The organism is Desemzia sp. AGC72 (genome assembly GCF_057334175.1).
Genome location: NZ_JBHFIG010000002.1, coordinates 68999 through 86463, shown reverse-complemented (window position 1 = coordinate 86463; position 17465 = coordinate 68999). Strand labels below are relative to the sequence as shown.

Below are 17465 nucleotides of genomic sequence, written 5' to 3'. Positions count from 1 at the left end.
TAAGTGCTTTACCCATCGATTCTCATACTCATCTTTGCATTTTTTGAATATGGAACAAGGTACAGTCCATCTTCCCTTGACCATTCAGCATAGACAATTTCTTCTGCTTTTTTGAATCCTTTATCGATGATTTCTTCAAGTAACCATTCTTCAGTCTTTTCAATACTTTCTAGAGCTTTTGTTTCTACCCTACCTTCCTCAATCAATAGATCAGCCAACGTAGAACGCACTTCTTCATTCTTCATTACGCTGACTTCTCCGCTGGTTTCTAATATGACGTATTTTGCTTCTTTCAAAGAAAAACAATCTTGGCTCCTTAACAATGATCGAAGTTGTTCTAATTCTATATGATTTTTGGCTAATTCATTAAGATTCAACTGTCCGTCATGAATTAATATACTCGGTACCCCTTCAACATTTGACTGAATCGATGTTGTTTTTGAACGATCACTTCTATGATATAGATCAAAGTTCCCCAGAAACCTAAGGCAAATAGAACATGTCCTATATGGACAGATTGTTCATAAATCGCTCCCTCTACTATCCCACCCAAGATTAACGTATAAATTAAATCAAAAGGTGTTACTTCAGCCATCGTTTTCTTGCCTAATACCCTAATAACTAACAACAATCCGATCAACCCAATTAACAGCTCTAGTCCAATTGTAAGAAACACGTTATTCCTCCTCTTATTTCTTACTAATGATTGTCTAATTATCATTCCTTATCTTCTCTTTCTATTGTAAAATGTTTGAACCAAAAAAACACACTTCAAGATTGCTATATAAAAAAAACAACCTTTGTTCAGACGATATCTACGTCTTAAAACAAAGGTCATTTTCCTGCTCGTGTTTATTCTTAACTTAAAATCAAGGCATCGTCATTTAATACTGTTCCGCTGTTCTTATGAAACATTTCTAGCAAATCGGGTATCGTCAATTGAGCTTTTTCTTTCCCAGAAATATCTACCACTATATTCCCTTCACTCAACATAATCAGTCTGTTTCCATATTGAATGGCTTGTTCCATATTGTGAGTAATCATCATGGCAGTCAATTTTTCTTCTTGAACGATTTTTTCTGTCAAATCTAATACCATTTGGCTGGTTTTTGGATCTAGAGCTGCAGTATGTTCATCCAACAATAATAATTTAGGTGTTACTAATGAAGCCATTAAGAGTGTCACAGCTTGTCTTTGCCCGCCGGATAATAACCCGATTTCCATCTTCATTCTATCTTCTAATCCTAGCCCCAACCTCTTTAATGATTCTTTGAAAATCTGACGCTGATCGTCTTTCACTCCAGAAGTCAATCCGCGGTTTTTCCCCCGCTTCAAGGCTACTGCTAAATTTTCTTCGATGGTTAATCTGGAGGCAGTTCCCATACGCGGATCTTGAAAGACCCGGCCAATGTCTTTAGCTCTTTTTACTGTGGACAGTTTAGTGATGTCTTTTCCTTCAAGTATGATTTCCCCTTCATCTACAGCAAAACTACCTGCAATACTATTCATTAACGTTGATTTACCAGCCCCATTCCCGCCAATAATCGTGATGAAGTCCCCTTCATAAATCGTTAAATCCAATCCTTTTAACACATGATTTTCATTCACTGTACCAATCTCAAAACTTTTATGGATGTCCTTCATTTCTAATACTGGTTTCATATCAATGTGGCTCCTTTCTCGTTTGTTTGGTTGAGTTTCTTTTTGCACTTGTTAGGCAACTTGACCAATGGAGAAGCTAGAGCAACCGTCAATAGTATAGCGGAAAAGACTTTCAAGTCTTGCGGATCGACGTTCAACTCTAATACTAAAGACAACATCAACCGATATAAGACTGCTCCTATAACAATCGTCATCAAACGCTTAGCAAATGTCAGATGACGGAAAATAACTTCTCCAATAACAATAGAGGCTAAGGCGATCACGATTGTACCAATACCACTGCTGATATCTGCAAAACCATTATCCTGAGCAATCAATCCACCAGACATAGCGATTAATCCATTACATAACATATAAGAAATGATCTCCATTTTATCGGTGTTGATCCCATTTGCTTCACTCATTTCTGAATTGTCTCCAGCAGATCGAATAGCTAGTCCAGTCTCTGTATTGTAGAATAATTTCAAACTTATGATAACTAAAGAAACAATGATCCATCCAACTATTAACGTAGAAAGCTTTGATTTCACTCCCCATGACTCTGCAGTTTCCATTAAGGTGAGTTCGCCTAATAAATTGACATTTGCTTTCCCCATAACTCTTAAATTAATCGAATACAATCCGGTCATTGTGATGATTCCAGAAATAAGAGAAGGAATCTTCAATTTTGTGTGCAGCAGAGCGGAAATCATTCCAGCTGCCATACCGCTTACTAATGCTGCCGTCGTTGCGATCCAAGGAGAGACACCGTTCACAATCAAAGTAGCCGTAATTGCTGCTCCTAAAGGAAAACTTCCTTCTGCTGTCAAATCTGTTATTTTCAAGATACGGAAGTTTAAATAGACTCCAATTGCCATTACTGACCACAATAATCCTTGAGATGTGCTTGATAATAAAATATCCATTTTTACCTCTCCTTTATTTCATAATGTTGCTTTTTTTATTCTGGCAATACGATATCGTCCGGATTTATCCCTAATGCTTCTGCCATTTCTTCGTTAATCACTAATTCGAGACTATCAGATGTTTCAACAGCTATTTCTTCTGGTTTCTTGCCTTCTTCAATAATTTGAAGAGCCATTTCAGCTGTTTGACGTCCTAAATCCTCATAATTGATTCCGTAAGTTGCCAAGCCTCCAGCTTCGACTTGTTCAGCAGAACCTGCTACCACGGGTAACTGGTATTCCATGGCTATTTTACCTACTGTCGCTGCTGTACTGGCTAAGGTATTATCTGTTGGGATATATATGCCATCAACATCTTGTGCTAATGTAGTCAACACTTGCTGTACATCATTGGTAGATGAAACCGTCAAAGCTTCTACCTTCACACCACTTGATTCAAGCGCTTCGATGGCTAAATTTGCTTGTATTTCAGAGTTAGGTTCTCCTGCGTTGTAAATAAGGCCGATTTTTTCTGCATCCGGAACTATTGATAGTAAAAGAGCGATTTGTTCTTTAATTGGTACCATATCGCTTGTTCCCGTAATATTTCCGCCGGGCTCCTCGTTACTTTCTACTAATCCCGCATCTTCTGCATCAGTTACTGCTGTAAAAAGGATAGGATCTTCTTTGGTTTCATTTGCCAAAGATTGTGCAGCAGGTGTAGCAATTGATAAAATAACGTCATTTTCTCCTGCCAATTGTTGGCTCATGCTTTGAAGATTCGCCTGATCTCCTTGAGCATTTTGATAATCCAACGTCAGATTTTCTCCTTCTGTATAACCGGCATCCTCTAATTCAGCTAAAAACCCTTCACGTGCTGAACTAAGAGATTCATGTTCCATAAACTGTAATACTCCTATATTGATAGATCCATCATCTGAAGACTCCGCTGAACCGCAAGCCGCCAACACCATTCCCGATAGTATAGCTACTCCAGTTAAAGCGATTTTTTTCAATTGATTTTTATTCGTCATTTTCATTTCCTCCTCATTTTTTCTTAATAAATTGAATGCCTTATCAAACTTACCTAAGAGCCTCCTTCTATAGTTGAATAATAAAAAGCGCCTCATTAGATGATAAAAACCTAATGAGGCGCAAATCTTATTGATTACTGATCGATTTTAGCAGCCGCTTAGATTTTTCATCTACGCGGCTGGTTGAAAACAGTACAAAGTACTTTAGCCATCATAGACGCAAACTTGGTTATTGTTTGCATCCATAATGTTGATATGTCTACAAACACCGTCTAAAGTAGCTAAAGTAAAAATTATTCAAATTTATGGGTTCTTTTCTCATTACTATTTTCATTAAGAATCACTCACTATCTAAATTTGATATTGCTAGTATAATGTAATTTAGATGAGAATGTCAACGATAAAATTAGAATTCTTTCATCATACTCTTTTTTTACTGCTCCTATCTTACAAAAACGTTCAAATTTGAACGTTTCTTTTCGGAAATATATCTTTTTTATCAACTCTGTCCGTCTACTCCTAATAAAAATTTTCTTTTATTTCTTTATTTGGTATAATTAGCGAAGCCATATGGAAGATACAGTCAACTCCAATTTAACGGATGTATACTTCCATTTTTTTATTATTCATGACGAGAACCATACTTTATAGATTATGAGGTGATTTAAATTTGAACGATTCAGGCAATAAAGACGGACGTTCACTGTGGGAAAAAGTCTCGCAGTTTGGAAAATCTGTCTATCAGAACAGTGTGGATTTTATAGATTCAAACCGTGAAAAAATAGACGGAAGAACCAGGAAAAATCTTGCAAAAGAAGATACTCTTGCAGCCGAAACATCAAGTACCCATGAGATGAATGAAACAAATGAACTCTCCTCTGATACTATGGATGAAAATACAGAGCCTAGAACAGGATTCAGCAGATTTCTCTTCGGGTTTAATGTTGCTTACAAGGTGATCAAGAATTTAGTTATTATATTTTCTCTTCTTTTATTGATTGGTGGAGCTTTCGCTGGAGGAGCAGGTATTGGACTTTTTGCTTCACTAGTATCAGGTCAAACGCCGCCTTCATATGAAGAAATGCAAGTTGCTATTGGAAATGTAGAACAAACTTCTACAATGTATTACGCTAGTGGAGAAATGATCAGTGATTTTCGTTCTGATCTAAAACGCACCACTATTTCTTTAGAAGACATCTCTGAATATGTTATCAATGGTGTTGTTGCAACAGAAGATGAATACTTCTGGGAGCATCCCGGAGTCGTTCCTAAAGCAGTTCTTCGTGCAGTTGTACAACAACTAACAGGCTCTGTTCAAACTTCAGGCGGATCTACATTGACTCAGCAATTGATCAAACAACAAATTTTATCTCCTGAAGTAACATTTGAGCGAAAAGTAAATGAGATATTGATTGCTTTTAGAGTTGAAAATTATTTTTCTAAAGAAGAGATATTGCAAGCCTATTTAAATGTTTCTCCTTTTGGAAGAAATAGTTTGGGACAAAATATCGCTGGTGTGCAGGAAGCTGCAACAGGGATTTTCGGCGTAAAAGCAACTGACTTAACTCTTCCTCAAGCAGCTTTTATTGCAGGTCTTCCTCAAAATCCAATCACTTACAGCCCTTATACGGGGTCAGGTGAGATAAAAGAAGATCAAACGAGCGGGTTGAACAGGAAAAACGAAGTATTGTTCCGTATGTACCGTGAAGGTTACATTACTGAAGAAGAATATGTTTCCGCTAGAGATTATGATTTGACACAAGACTTTATTTTGCGACAAGAAAATGAACAAGATACAAATTCATTCGCATATGATGCTGTGGAAACAGAAGCCCGTACAATTTTAATGGAACTGCTTTATACGGCAGATGGATTAACTAAAGAAGAAATTGATGCTGATCCTAATCTGTATACTCGTTATTATGAAAGAGCTGATGACGATCTACGCTTAAACGGGTATAAAGTCTATTCTACTATAGATAAAACAATCCATAACGCTTTAGAGCAAGTTGCATCTGAATATGGTCCAGATATGGGACGAACTAAAAAAGCTCCTGCAGTTTATGATCGTTCAACTGATGAATACATTCAACCAATGGAAGAAGATCCTGAAACAGGAGAATCCGTTCCTAAAATGGTTGAAATTCAAGTTGGTTCTTCATTGATCGACAATGCAAGCGGTCGAATCATTGCTTTTGTCGGCGGTACTAACTATAAAGATAATATGCTGAATCATGGTTTGTATGTTGAAAGACAACCTGGTTCGACAATAAAACCTGTTTTAGTTTACGCTCCTGCTCTTGAAGAAGGCTTGATCACACCAGCAAGCATGGTATCTGACTCCCGTTTGTTCGTACCAAACTGGTCATCAGAAGAAAGCAAATTTGTCGGTAAGGAAGTAACGAACGTAGGAAATGTCTTTTCTAATAAAAACGTCTCTGTTCGAGAATCATTAACGAATTCAATGAATATCCCTACTTCTCGTATTTATTTAAAAATGCTTGAGAACGGATCTACTCCTGGTAACTTCTTACCTTTAATGGGTATTGGATCGGATGCTGTACATCCTGATGAGTACAAAAATGCTGCATTAGCTTTAGGTGGTACTGGTCATCAAGAAGTTAATGAAGAAGGCGAAATTGTGGGCATGAACTATGGTCCAACTGTTTTAGAAATGACGAGTGCCTATACGATGTTGGCAAATCAAGGTATTCATGCTGATCCTTTCATGATTGAACGCATTGAGAACAGCGAAGGTGATGTCATTTATCAACATGAATCTGAAACAACCAAGGTCTTTACTCCAGAAACGGCTTATATGACAGTAGATATCTTGAGAGATGTTATGGAAAACAGCACTGTTGGCGGTACTAAGGATCAACTGAACTTCTCAGCAGATATCGCTGGTAAAACAGGGACAACAAATGCTCAAGAAGATATCTGGTTTATTGGTATGACACCTACCATTACCTTAAGTTCTTGGATTGGATACGACGTAGACCAAATTTCTATAGACACGGAAAACGGAGTTCATCCCAGTAAAAGAAACTTGAATTTTTGGGCAAGATTAATGAATGCCGTCTATGAGAAAAACCCTACTTTAGTAGGAACAGATAAGACTTTCAATCAACCAGAAGGAATCGTCGAAGAAGAAATTTTAGCTGAAACAGGGATGAAGCCAGGCGAAATCACAGTGCCTTCAGACGCTGTAGAAAAAGCTAAAGACTCTGAATTGCAATACGCTGATTTTGAAGAAAGAAAACCAAATGTTTCTCCTTCTAGATGGTTGCCTGATGGTGCTAAAGTTTCTATTTCAGGTGATATGAAGAAAGAGATCTTTGCAAAAGATAAAGTTCCTGGAACAACCGTGTACGATTTCTTAATCGGTAGCCCACCTCATATTCAAAATAGTTTTTGGAAATCAAAAGCTGGTTCTGGAAACAGTGCTCAAGCAAAAGAGGATACCAAAGAAAATGACAAAGAAGAAGAAAATGCTAACGAAGACTAAGAACTTCTTATAGCAGCAAAAAAGATTCATTGGGTTCCGTACCCAATGAATCTTTTTTCTATACTTTTTTGATTAGCTCTCTCTAAATGAAAAAAACCTTTCCTACTGAATACTAGCAGTAGAAAAGGTTTTTTTTAAAATTAATCTTCTGCACGTGTTGTTCCTCTATGAGCAACATGATAAGGCAAGATAATAGTTTTTTCATCTGTTTCTTCTTTGTTCATCAACTTAGTTAATAATCTCATCGCTACGGCACCGATGTCATATAAAGGTTGAGTGATTGTACTTAATTTTGGACGAGTCATTTCAGTTAATTTAGAGTTGTTTGTTGTCACGATCTCAAAATCTTCTGGAACTTTAATCCCTCTATCTACAGCACCATTTAAGATACCTACTGCTAATTCATCATCTCCGACAAATGCAGCCGTAGCACCAGATTCAGCTAGTTTTGTAAACAATTCTTCTCCACTTGTAAAAGTGTACTCTGATTCAAAGATCAAGCTTTCATCATATTCAATAGAAGCTTTCTCTAAAGCATCTTTATAACCAGATAAACGGTAAACACCATTGATTGGCTCAGTTTGCGGTCCTGAAACAAATGCGATTCTTTCGTTTCCGGATTTAATCAATTCAGCAACCACTTCTTCTGCCGCATTTTTGTAATCAATATTGACACTGCCTACTTGCTCATCAGGATCTACAGTTCCTGCTAAGACAACGGGCGTTTTAGATCGAGAAAATTCCGCTCTCATGTCATCGGTGATTTTGTGACCCATGTAAATAATACCGTCTACTTGTTTTGCAAGTAATGTATTCAACACTTGGATTTCTTTTACATCATTTTGATCAGAGTTTGCCAAAATAATATTGTATTTGTACATGCTTGCAATATCATCTATCCCTCTAGCTAAAGACGCAAAGTATAAGTTCGTTACATCTGGGATGATAACCCCTACAGTAGTTGTTTTTTTACTTGCTAATCCACGCGCTACTGCATTTGGACGATAATCTAAACGATCAATAACATCTAACACTTTTTTACGAGTAGTTGGTTTTACATTGGGATTGCCGTTTACAACACGAGATACTGTAGCCATTGAAACGTTTGCTTCGCGCGCAACATCATAAATCGTAATAGTCTGTTTTTCCATTTTTTAATAGCTCCTTTAAAGTCATGTCGTTCATTTTTCAACCTATTTTTCAATAATTCTAATCTACCAAATCTAATCCAATATTGCAAGCGGTTTACATTTATTTTCATGAAATTTTCACTTGCTTTTTCAGATAACGTTTTCAAAAATATTTTTATGCTCTGCTGTTGCTTAATGATACAATAAGAGGGAATGCATAAAGTAACTTAGAAAGAAGGAATATAATGTTAAAACAACTAACTCTATTACAAAATTGGTTGCAAGAAAATGATGTAGACGCTGTTTTCATCAATGATCCTGACAATGTCGCTTATTTCAGCAGTTACCACAGTGAGCCTCATGAAAGGATTTTAGCTCTACTAGTCTTTAAACAGGCCGCTCCATTTCTCTTTGTTCCTGCATTAGAAAAAGAAGATGTTTTATCCAGTCAGTGGTCATATGATGTAGTTTCTTATTTAGATCATGAAAATCCTTGGGCTGTGATCCAACAGACGATCATGCAGAGAGTAAATCATTTATCAGCCCTAGCCATCGAAAAAGATTTTTTAACAGTTGCAAAATTTGACCAATTGAATCTTGCGCTTTCTCTTTCAACGGTTACAGACGCAAGCCCACTTATCCAACAAATGAAAGTTATTAAAACAGCAGAGGAAATACAAAAAATGATTGAAGCTGGAAAATGGGCAGATAAAGCTCTAGAGATCGGATTTAACGCTATAGCTGAAGACGTTGAAGAACAAGAAATCGTAGCTGTGATCGAGTATGAACTGAAAAAATCAGGTATAAAGAATATGAGTTTTGAAACAATGGTTTTGACTGGAGACAATGCTGCTAGTCCTCATGGTACGCCTGGCGCTAGAAAAATCAAAAAAAATGACCTCATTTTATTTGATTTAGGTGTAGTTTATGAAGGATACACCAGTGATGTCACACGGACAGTAGCATTTGGTGATCCTTCACCGCAAGCTAGAGAAATTTATGATCTAGTTCTTAGAGCCAATGAAGCTGCTATTGCGGCTGTAAAGCCTGGCATAACAGCAGGAGAATTAGACAAAATAGCAAGAGATATTATCTCAGAGGCTGGCTATGGAAAATACTTTAACCACCGCCTGGGCCATGGATTAGGAAGCAGCGTTCATGAGTTTCCTTCTATTATGGAAGGAAATAATCTAGTGATCGAGGAAGGTATGTGTTTTTCTATCGAGCCAGGTATTTACGTGCCTGGCATAGCTGGTGTACGCATAGAAGACTGTGTCTATGTGACTGCAAATGGCTGTGAAGTTTTGACTCATACGCCTAAATCTCTGACGTTCATTTCTTAAAGATCATTTAATAACTTAAATTTCAAACCGCGAAAAAAGAGACTGGAATTTTCCAGTCTCTTTTTTTATGTCCATTTTTCAGTACCCGTAAGTACTAAATACTTTATAAGATAGATTAGATTCCGACATTTGTATTAGTCGTTCTTTCTCCATCGCTTTCTTCAGTTGTTTGTTCTGTGCTGACATTTGTTGTAGTGTATTGAGGATCTTCGTCGAATTTTTCTTGGTCATAATCAAAATCCATTGTAGCTCTTTCCACATCTTTTTTCATATTTCCAGCAGTATACTGAGGCATTTCACGAGATTTTTCTGCTTCAGAAACTTTTTTCTCTCGTTCTGATTGGAACTCTTCTTTAACTTCAGATCCCTTTTCTTTCACTTGTCCAGCTGCATCTTTTACTTCGGTTTTTATATCCTCTAAGTTATCTTTTAATCCTTGCGAATTAGAAGACATTTGACTCTTCATTTTATTAGCAGTATCTTTTAAGCTGATTTTGATGTCTTCTGTTGCACTCATAGCAACCTCTCTCATCTCAGTCCCTTTTTCTTTTGCTATTTGTGAATAGTCTTTTGCAGTTCCTTTAGCTTTATCTGCTTGTTCAGTAAGATCTGATCTTAATTCTTTTCCTGACTTAGGTGCAAATAAGAGTGTTGTCGCTGCTGCTGCAGTTGCTCCCAAAATTGCTCCTAATAAAAATCCGCCTTTTTTACTCATAATTCAATCTTCCTTTCTTTATATAAAAGTTGTAGATTGTCAGACTCTCGATTATTCTGAATCTTTTTTATTTTTTCTCTTGCGGTTCATGTTCATAGCTGTTTTACCTACTTTTGTCGCAACGCCTGTTTGAGCAGTACGTTTTGTTACTCCTGTAACACGGTCAGTTAAGTTACGTGTAGAAGAGTTTAGATTTGAAACAGACACTCCTAAATCTCCAATAGCTTGGAATAAAGGATCGGTTTTGCCTAATTTCCCATTCACATCATCCAACGTAGTATTGGATTTGTTCAGCAGCCCCTCTACTTCAATCAATAAGTTGTCTGCATCTTTAGTGATTACTCGAAGACTAGAATTGGCCTCCTTGACTGTATCGGAAACTTCCCCCATAATCTTAGAAACTTTAAGCAAGACAATCACTAAAAAGACTACTAGTACTGCAAATGCAACCGCTGCTATCAACGCAGCAATTTCTCCACCTGTCATATGAATCCCTCACTTCCTTTTAATTTTCAACTTATTTTTTAAATGGCTCATTTAAATCTACAGAGAGTAAACATAGCAGCATTTAAAAAACGTTTTCTATTCGTGTATAGAATACCATTTAAAAAAAAGGAGTTCAAACAATACGAAATGGAATAGAGTAAAAAGTTCGCTTTTCATTTTATTCTAAAGTATTTAGACACATTAAAGACTGTCGTAATAATGGTCACAGAAGTTTAACAACGATTAGGTTTTATTTAAGCTGTTATTTTGTTAAGATGTCATTTAGCAGCGATAATTTTTCATGAGGTGAAATGAATGAACGAATCAAATGTTACAGAGTCCGTAGTAAATGATGTTGTAGAGAAAACAAACTTGTTTAGTCAGTATTGGAATTCAATTAATTGGAATAAAATCATCAGCAGTGTTTTAACCACTAGTCTGCAAATCTTATTTTTCTTGATCCTGTTTTATATCTTAAAAAAGATTGGAGATGTTCTGATCACCAAGGCTTTTTCGAGTTATAGGAGAAAAGAAAATATATCTATAAATCGGTTGAATACATTAAATAGCTTATCGCAAAATCTTTTCCATGCCGTCATAGGGTTTTTACTAGCCTATTCTATCTTGAATGTAATAGGTGTTCCTGTTGGGTCTTTACTAGCTGGTGCAGGGGTAATTGGTCTGGCTTTATCTTTAGGCGCTCAAGGATTCGTCAGCGACATCGTAAATGGCTTTTTTCTATTGCTTGAAAAGCAACTGGATGTTGGAGATGTGGTAGAGCTGGATACTGTATCTGGAACAGTTGTCGATGTGAACCTCAAAACTACTCAAGTCAAAAGTTTTGATGGAACATTAAACTTTGTACCCAACCGTTATATTACAATAGTCAGCAATAAATCACGAGAAGACATGCAAGTAATGATCAAAATCCGTCTTTATCCTGATGCCGACATTCAAAAGGTCTCTAAGATTATTTCTGATGTAAATGAGCGTTTGGTTCCTCAATTTCCTCAGATAACCGAAGAACCTTCTTATACTGGGATGATCGACATAGGAGAAGGCCAGACTGGAATTCGTATAACTATGTATACTTTAAATGGAGAGCAATTTGATATTCAACATCGCTTTTTCCAAGAATACGTCAGCAGTCTAACAGAAGCAGGTATAAAAATACCTTTGACGAAATACCCTATAGTCTAGATTTCCTTAAAATAGTATTATAAGTAGACTCATTAACAATGGTCAAACGAAAAGAAGCTGAATCGGAGTTTTTCTCCGATTCAGCTTCTCTTTATTTTTAACTTAAAGCTACTTTCTCTTGTTCCAATACATAGTTTCCTTTTGCTTCTAAGAAATCACCGACTGTTTTTATAGCAAAAGGAATGGCTTCTTCTTTAGGAGACATTTGAGGATGATGTAATCCATATGGTGTATCGACACCCAACCAAAACATTGTTCCTGGGATTTTGTCTAATAAATAGCCAAAGTCTTCTCCTGTCATGGCTGTTCCAGCTTCTTCATAGCGGACATCTGCATGGTTTTTCATAAACTGAACAAATGTCTCTGTTTCTTTCGGCGTATTAATAACTGGCAAATAGCCGTACATGTTCAAATCTACATCTACTTTGCATTGATAAGTCATTTCGATTCCTTGAGCGATTTCTGTAAATCGTTTTTGGACCATATAACTCATATCTTTGGTCAATGCCCGTATAGTACCTTCAATACGGGCATGGTCACTAATGACGTTTCCTGTTGTACCAGCATGGAATGAACCCAGGGTTACTACCGCTCCTTCAACAGGATTGACATTACGGCTGACGATCGTTTGCACTTGGTTTACAAATTGACTGGCTGCTACAACCATATCATTGGATTCTTGCGGGTACGCTGCATGTCCTCCTACGCCATGAAAATCTACCACTAGATCGCAAGTTGAAGCAAACAGAGTGCCTTCTTTGGTAGCTATAGTTCCTACAGGTCGATTTGGATCAACATGCAGAGCATAAAATTCATCTGGCAGCCATTCATTCAGGAAACCTTTATCATAATAGATTTTTGCGCCACTGACTGTTTCTTCTGCTGGCTGAAAAAAGAACACCATATGGTCTTTAACTGGATGCTCACTAAAATGAGCCAATATCCCTAAAGTAATGGCCATATGTACATCATGTCCACATGCATGCATTCTTCCTTCATGAATAGATCCAAAAGCCAAATCTGTCTTTTCTGAAACAGGCAGTCCGTCGATATCTGTTCTCCATCCAATCGTACGGTTTCCTTCCGTTCCTCTTACTCTTACTAAAATAGCTGTTTCATCCACTTTAACTTCTAAATGTTTTTGAGGCAATTGCTGAATAACCTTCAGTAAGTAATCACGCGTTTTAAATTCTTTTAACCCTACTTCAGGAATCAAATGCAAATCTCTTCTTATTTTTACAAACGGGTCTAATTTTTCCAATCTGGACTTACTCCTTACATCTATCTAACTTATAAATGAACCAATTGTTCTATCTAGGTTTATTTATAGTCATTAATGAATTGATTTTTTTGGTTTATTTATTTCAGCTTGATGATTGATTGATCATTAATTGATCAACTAGAAATTTACTGACAAATTGATTCTTGATGCGGTTGAACATCATAACGATGCTCAAATCCATGCGCTACATGGTTTACTGATTTTAGAATTTCTCGTCTTGTGACGATACCTTGAAATTTCTTTTCGCTGTCTACAATACAGATAAACGCATTATCGACTAGCAAATGCAACAGATCTTCCAGTTCATAATCATCATTTAAAACGGCAAAATCAGTTCGCATCACTTCGCCTACCGTTAGTGAGTCTAACTGGTCAAAATGAATTTCTGTAACCCCTGTGATAGCTTCTATGATCATGGGGATGGAAATGAGTCCGCTGACACGGGCTTCTTTGTCTAAAACAACGATAACATTAAATCCGATTTTGGTTAAAACTAGCAGGGCATGGTTCAAATTATTTTCTGCTTGGACATGTGCTACTTCACTGGCAGGAATCAAGTAATTTTCTTGATTTTCTAAAAACATCTCTTGGATTTTATCTCCAATCATGGATGGTTTCCTCCTAAATATCATCTTCATTACTATTGGTATTTTACAGTACACAAGCAAATAATCATATGTTTTAGCAACTATTTAAAAAGTTTTAACTAAATTGATAAACTTCCTTTATATTTTACTGTACTGAACAACTAGTCCTTCAATTGGTGTATGGTTACGATCATAATAAGAAACCGTTATTTCTCTTTCGTCTACCTCTACAATAGCATACGTTTTAACATGATATTTCCCTCTAGGCTGTAAAATACTTCCTGGATTCAATAAAACGATTCCATCTCTTTTCTCTACACCCAATTCATGTGAATGTCCAAAAAAAGCGAAGTTTGCTTTTGCTTTTTTTGCGGCATCTAGAAGTGGCACCATAGAAGATTTCACATCCAAATAATGTCCGTGAGCCATAAAAAAGCGATTGCTCCCAACGTCTACGATTTGTTCCAGTTCGAAACGCGGGTCAAAATCCATATTCCCTCTTACTGTGATGAAACTCTCCCAAATATCATCCGATGCTTCCAACTCTGAATCCCCGCAATGGAACAATTTGCTCATACTCTCTTTGTATTTGTCCCGAAGCTCTACTAAAACTTCCCTATCCCCATGACTATCACTAACAACAAGTATTTTCATTATCGGATTCTCCTTATTTATCTAACATTGAAATCCATTCGTCCCAAACTTTTTCCAAATTGATCAAAGCTTTTGCTCGATGGCTGACAGCATTTTTTTCATCTTCCATCATTTCTGCCATCGTCTTATTTTTGTCTGCTACAAAAAATAATGGATCATAACCAAACCCATTTTCTCCTCGCGGAATAGACAAAATATGTCCTTCTACTTCTCCTTCAACAACTAAACTCTCTTTTCCGGGCGCAGCTAAAGCCAATGTACAGTGGAACTGAGCTGTTCTTTTTTCAAAAGGTACATCGGTCAGTTCATGCATTAATTTTGCGTTATTTGCTGCATCGCTTTTTCTTTCTCCTGCATATCTTGCTGAATAAACTCCAGGATTGCCATCCAAATAATCTACCTTTAATCCAGAATCATCAGCCAAAACAAGCATATTCAGTTTATCTGCTATGGTTTCAGCTTTTAACAGAGCATTCTCAGCAAACGTTGTTCCTGTTTCTTCTACGTCGGGAATATCAGGATAGTCTAACAAGGTTTTAACTGTGAATCCTTTTTTACCAAATAAACTTTCAAACTCAGCTGCTTTTCCTTTATTGCGAGTAGCAATTAAAATTTCTTTTTTGCTTTTACTTAAGTCAAGAGGAGCTAAATTTTGATTCATACGGTTCCCTTCTCTGATGGCTTTGTTTTGTAGATCAAACAATTGAAGAATGCCTGCTTCTCCTATTTCCATCATCTCATCCATTTGCGCTTTAGAAAAAGGCGCTTTTTCCCCTGTGCCTTGGATCTCTACAAATTTCCCGCTGGAAGTCATGACTAAATTCATATCTACAGCTGCTGAGCTGTCTTCACTAAAATCTAAATCCAATAAGATATCTTCTTGCAAAGACATTCCTACACTGATAGCTGCGATATTTTCCAAAACCGGAGTTTCTTTTACCAGCTGTTGATTGACCAGTTTTTGAACAGCTAAACTCAGAGCAACAAACCCGCCCGTAATACTTGCTGTCCTTGTTCCACCATCGGCTTGAATTACATCACAATCTATTACAATCGTTTTTTCTCCTAGTTTTTCCAAATCGACCACTGAGCGAAGGGAGCGAGCAATCAATCGTTGGATTTCCATTGTTCTCCCGTTTATTTGGCCACGAACAGCGTCACGCTGTTTTCGCTGCTGTGTCGCACGAGGCAGCATATTGTACTCTGCATGAACCCACCCGCTATTTTGTCCCTTTAAGAATCGGGGAACTTTATCCTCGATTGTCGCCGTGCAGATCACTTTTGTGTCCCCAACTGAAATTAAAACGGATCCTTCTGGGTGCATCAAGTAATTTGGTTCAATAGTTACTTTTCTTAACTCTGCTGCTTTTCTATTATCATTACGCATAACTGGACTCCTTCATCACAACTTTAGTACTGTTGTTTATTATTCCGCAGTTCCTAGGTGAATCTGTTCTACTTCTAATTCTTTCAATCCTAACCATTGTGAAGCTATGTCATGAAACATTTGCTTAGAACCTGTTGTATAAAACTTACGTTCACTAGAAGTTTTCTTTTGACTTTTTTCGGCCAGGTCGTAGTAATCTAAAATAGTGCTCACTTCACTAATCGTTTCTGCTCCAGAATCGATCAACGTAACATTTTCTCCGATTACATTTTGGATGATTGGGCGCAATAGAGGATAGTGAGTACATCCTAAAATCAATGTATCCAACTGTTTATTTTTCAAAGGTTTCATTGTCTCAGCTACAACTTTTTTGGCTATCGCACTTCGGTATTCGTTGCTTTCTACCAAAGGAACAAATTTGGGACAAGCTAGACTAATGACTTCCACTTGGTTATCTTTGTCGTGAATCAATTGTTCATACATTTTGCTTTTAACAGTTCCTTCTGTCCCAATGATGCCTACTCGATTATTAGATGTGGATTTGATTGCAGCTCTGCTCCCTGGCATAATAACGCCTATTACAGGTATAGCCAATTTCTTTTTAATATCTTCCAATGCTACGGCTGTAGCTGTATTACAAGCAATGACCAGCATTTTAATGTCTTTGCTTAATAAAAATTGAGTCATTTCCCATGTAAATTGCAGCACCTGTTCTTGAGGTCTTGGTCCGTACGGGCAACGAGCTGTATCGCCAACATAATAAATGGATTCATTTGGCAATTGACGCATAGCTTCTTTTACGACTGTTAATCCGCCGACTCCTGAATCTATAAAACCTATTGCTTGTTTTTTCATATTTTAACAACCTTTATTATAAAAATTATACTGCTCTAGTATTTATTGTCGCTGTTTTATCCTAAAAATTCAAGTCTATATACCCTTGTTTGCAGACTTATTTAGTTTTTCCTCAAAAAACAGTGAATTTATTTTGTCAAAGTCCTTTTTTCACTGGGCTTTGCATAAAAAATAGTAGGTTTCTTCTATTAATCAATGTATAATAATATAGGAAACTATTGAGGTGAAATCATTGAAAAAGAAACTAAAACCCGAAGAACAGAATCTAGAATTGTTAAATACCCCCGTTAACTTATTTGGACACGAATTGATCCGAACGGAATTATTAACGAACATATTAGGCAAAGATGCTGAAGCTATTTTATATTGGGCCGGTAAAGAACTGGCTCGTAATCATCCTTTAACGAGTTTTGAAGATGTGGTTCTTTTTTTCGAACAAGCTTCATTTGGAACACTAATCCGTACAAAAGAAAAACGTTCTTCTTCTACATATAGTCTTTCTGGAAAATTGATCGACTTGCGTTTAGCTCAAAAAGGAGCCGTTTTTTCTCTGGAAGCTGGTTTTTTAGCAGAACAAATGCAACATATAAATGGTGTTTATGCAGAAGCATATGCAGAAGTCATCAAAAACAAGACCGTTGTGATCACTTTGAAGTGGGACAATAAAGATTTCGTTGAAGTCGATGCAGATAACTAAAACCGTCAGAAAAAGGATCTTTCTTCCTTTTCTGACGGTTT

Annotated in this window: 17 protein-coding genes; 4 read left to right on the top strand and 13 right to left on the bottom strand. The window is 36.8% G+C overall.

Features of this window, described 5'->3' with window-relative positions; translation table 11 throughout:
* Positions 1-8: 8 nt before the first annotated feature.
* From ACE025_RS01915 to ACE025_RS01895, 5 genes are all read right to left on the bottom strand, one after another.
* Positions 9-392 carry a DUF421 domain-containing protein gene (locus ACE025_RS01915; protein WP_485937189.1) on the bottom strand — a complete coding sequence of 128 codons (384 nt, stop codon included), beginning with the start codon at positions 390-392 and terminating at the stop codon, positions 9-11.
* Positions 392-676, bottom strand: a complete 285-nt coding sequence (locus ACE025_RS01910) for a DUF421 domain-containing protein (protein WP_485936915.1) — start codon at positions 674-676, stop codon at positions 392-394. Before ACE025_RS01910 ends, ACE025_RS01915 begins: the two co-directional genes overlap by 1 nt.
* 182 nt (positions 677-858) lie before the next feature.
* Positions 859-1662: an ABC transporter ATP-binding protein gene (locus ACE025_RS01905; RefSeq protein ID WP_485936913.1), complete on the bottom strand. Its 804-nt coding sequence runs from the start codon at positions 1660-1662 to the stop codon at positions 859-861.
* Positions 1659-2567, bottom strand: coding sequence for an ABC transporter permease (locus ACE025_RS01900; protein WP_485936911.1), 909 nt, complete (start codon positions 2565-2567; stop codon positions 1659-1661). Before ACE025_RS01900 ends, ACE025_RS01905 begins: the two co-directional genes overlap by 4 nt.
* 35 nt (positions 2568-2602) lie before the next feature.
* Positions 2603-3580: an ABC transporter substrate-binding protein gene (locus tag ACE025_RS01895; RefSeq protein WP_485936909.1), complete on the bottom strand. Its 978-nt coding sequence runs from the start codon at positions 3578-3580 to the stop codon at positions 2603-2605.
* A gap of 670 nt (positions 3581-4250) precedes the next feature.
* Here ACE025_RS01895 and ACE025_RS01890 point away from each other — a divergent pair.
* Entirely contained in the window at positions 4251-7088 is a 2838-nt protein-coding gene (locus ACE025_RS01890; RefSeq protein WP_485936907.1) for a transglycosylase domain-containing protein, read from the top strand.
* 140 nt (positions 7089-7228) lie between these two features.
* Here ACE025_RS01890 and ccpA read toward each other — a convergent pair whose 3' ends face one another.
* On the bottom strand, positions 7229-8239 hold the full coding sequence (gene ccpA, locus ACE025_RS01885) for a catabolite control protein A (RefSeq protein WP_485936905.1): 1011 nt from the start codon (positions 8237-8239) through the stop codon (positions 7229-7231).
* A gap of 224 nt (positions 8240-8463) precedes the next feature.
* Here ccpA and ACE025_RS01880 point away from each other — a divergent pair, with 224 nt between their 5' ends.
* Entirely contained in the window at positions 8464-9561 is a 1098-nt protein-coding gene (locus ACE025_RS01880) for a M24 family metallopeptidase (RefSeq protein ID WP_485936903.1), read from the top strand.
* A 115-nt stretch (positions 9562-9676) separates the two neighbouring features.
* Here the strand turns inward: ACE025_RS01880 and ACE025_RS01875 are convergent, their stop codons facing one another.
* Together ACE025_RS01875 and ACE025_RS01870 are read right to left on the bottom strand one after the other, a co-directional pair.
* Positions 9677-10276 carry a YtxH domain-containing protein gene (locus ACE025_RS01875; protein WP_485936901.1) on the bottom strand — a complete coding sequence of 200 codons (600 nt, stop codon included), beginning with the start codon at positions 10274-10276 and terminating at the stop codon, positions 9677-9679.
* Between the two features lie 51 nt (positions 10277-10327).
* Positions 10328-10762 (bottom strand): DUF948 domain-containing protein, encoded by a 435-nt coding sequence (locus ACE025_RS01870; protein WP_350457884.1) that lies wholly within the window; start codon positions 10760-10762, stop codon positions 10328-10330.
* 315 nt (positions 10763-11077) lie between these two features.
* Here ACE025_RS01870 and ACE025_RS01865 point away from each other — a divergent pair, with 315 nt between their 5' ends.
* Positions 11078-11962: a mechanosensitive ion channel family protein gene (locus tag ACE025_RS01865; protein WP_485936898.1), complete on the top strand. Its 885-nt coding sequence runs from the start codon at positions 11078-11080 to the stop codon at positions 11960-11962.
* 97 nt (positions 11963-12059) lie between these two features.
* Here ACE025_RS01865 and ACE025_RS01860 read toward each other — a convergent pair whose 3' ends face one another.
* From ACE025_RS01860 to racE, 5 genes are all read right to left on the bottom strand, one after another.
* On the bottom strand, positions 12060-13223 hold the full coding sequence (locus ACE025_RS01860) for an N-acetyldiaminopimelate deacetylase (protein ID WP_485936896.1): 1164 nt from the start codon (positions 13221-13223) through the stop codon (positions 12060-12062).
* Positions 13224-13369: 146 nt separating this feature from the next.
* The gene (gene cbpB / locus ACE025_RS01855; protein WP_485936894.1) at positions 13370-13852 is read right to left on the bottom strand and encodes a cyclic-di-AMP-binding protein CbpB; all 483 of its coding nucleotides are present in this window, start codon (positions 13850-13852) and stop codon (positions 13370-13372) included.
* Between the two features lie 117 nt (positions 13853-13969).
* Positions 13970-14485, bottom strand: a complete 516-nt coding sequence (locus ACE025_RS01850) for a YfcE family phosphodiesterase (protein WP_485936892.1) — start codon at positions 14483-14485, stop codon at positions 13970-13972.
* Between the two features lie 13 nt (positions 14486-14498).
* On the bottom strand, positions 14499-15872 hold the full coding sequence (gene rph, locus ACE025_RS01845) for a ribonuclease PH (RefSeq protein ID WP_485936890.1): 1374 nt from the start codon (positions 15870-15872) through the stop codon (positions 14499-14501).
* Between the two features lie 39 nt (positions 15873-15911).
* Positions 15912-16727 (bottom strand): glutamate racemase, encoded by an 816-nt coding sequence (racE, locus tag ACE025_RS01840; RefSeq protein WP_485936888.1) that lies wholly within the window; start codon positions 16725-16727, stop codon positions 15912-15914.
* Positions 16728-16959: 232 nt separating this feature from the next.
* Here racE and ACE025_RS01835 point away from each other — a divergent pair, with 232 nt between their 5' ends.
* Positions 16960-17424, top strand: coding sequence for a YslB family protein (locus ACE025_RS01835; RefSeq protein ID WP_485936886.1), 465 nt, complete (start codon positions 16960-16962; stop codon positions 17422-17424).
* The last annotated feature ends 41 nt before the right edge of the window (positions 17425-17465 follow it).

What these genes read in the sequence shown, in the direction of transcription:
- rph (WP_485936890.1), bottom strand. Translation starts at nt 15,872, where the DNA reads ATGCGTAATGATAATAGAAAAGCAGCAGAGTTAAGAAAAGTAACTATT.
- ACE025_RS01895 (WP_485936909.1), bottom strand. Translation starts at nt 3,580, where the DNA reads ATGACGAATAAAAATCAATTGAAAAAAATCGCTTTAACTGGAGTAGCT.
- ACE025_RS01900 (WP_485936911.1), bottom strand. Translation starts at nt 2,567, where the DNA reads ATGGATATTTTATTATCAAGCACATCTCAAGGATTATTGTGGTCAGTA.
- ACE025_RS01880 (WP_485936903.1), top strand. Translation starts at nt 8,464, where the DNA reads ATGTTAAAACAACTAACTCTATTACAAAATTGGTTGCAAGAAAATGAT.
- ACE025_RS01865 (WP_485936898.1), top strand. Translation starts at nt 11,078, where the DNA reads ATGAACGAATCAAATGTTACAGAGTCCGTAGTAAATGATGTTGTAGAG.
- cbpB (WP_485936894.1), bottom strand. Translation starts at nt 13,852, where the DNA reads ATGATTGGAGATAAAATCCAAGAGATGTTTTTAGAAAATCAAGAAAAT.
- ACE025_RS01850 (WP_485936892.1), bottom strand. Translation starts at nt 14,485, where the DNA reads ATGAAAATACTTGTTGTTAGTGATAGTCATGGGGATAGGGAAGTTTTA.
- ccpA (WP_485936905.1), bottom strand. Translation starts at nt 8,239, where the DNA reads ATGGAAAAACAGACTATTACGATTTATGATGTTGCGCGCGAAGCAAAC.
- racE (WP_485936888.1), bottom strand. Translation starts at nt 16,727, where the DNA reads ATGAAAAAACAAGCAATAGGTTTTATAGATTCAGGAGTCGGCGGATTA.
- ACE025_RS01905 (WP_485936913.1), bottom strand. Translation starts at nt 1,662, where the DNA reads ATGAAACCAGTATTAGAAATGAAGGACATCCATAAAAGTTTTGAGATT.
- ACE025_RS01875 (WP_485936901.1), bottom strand. Translation starts at nt 10,276, where the DNA reads ATGAGTAAAAAAGGCGGATTTTTATTAGGAGCAATTTTGGGAGCAACT.
- ACE025_RS01870 (WP_350457884.1), bottom strand. Translation starts at nt 10,762, where the DNA reads ATGACAGGTGGAGAAATTGCTGCGTTGATAGCAGCGGTTGCATTTGCA.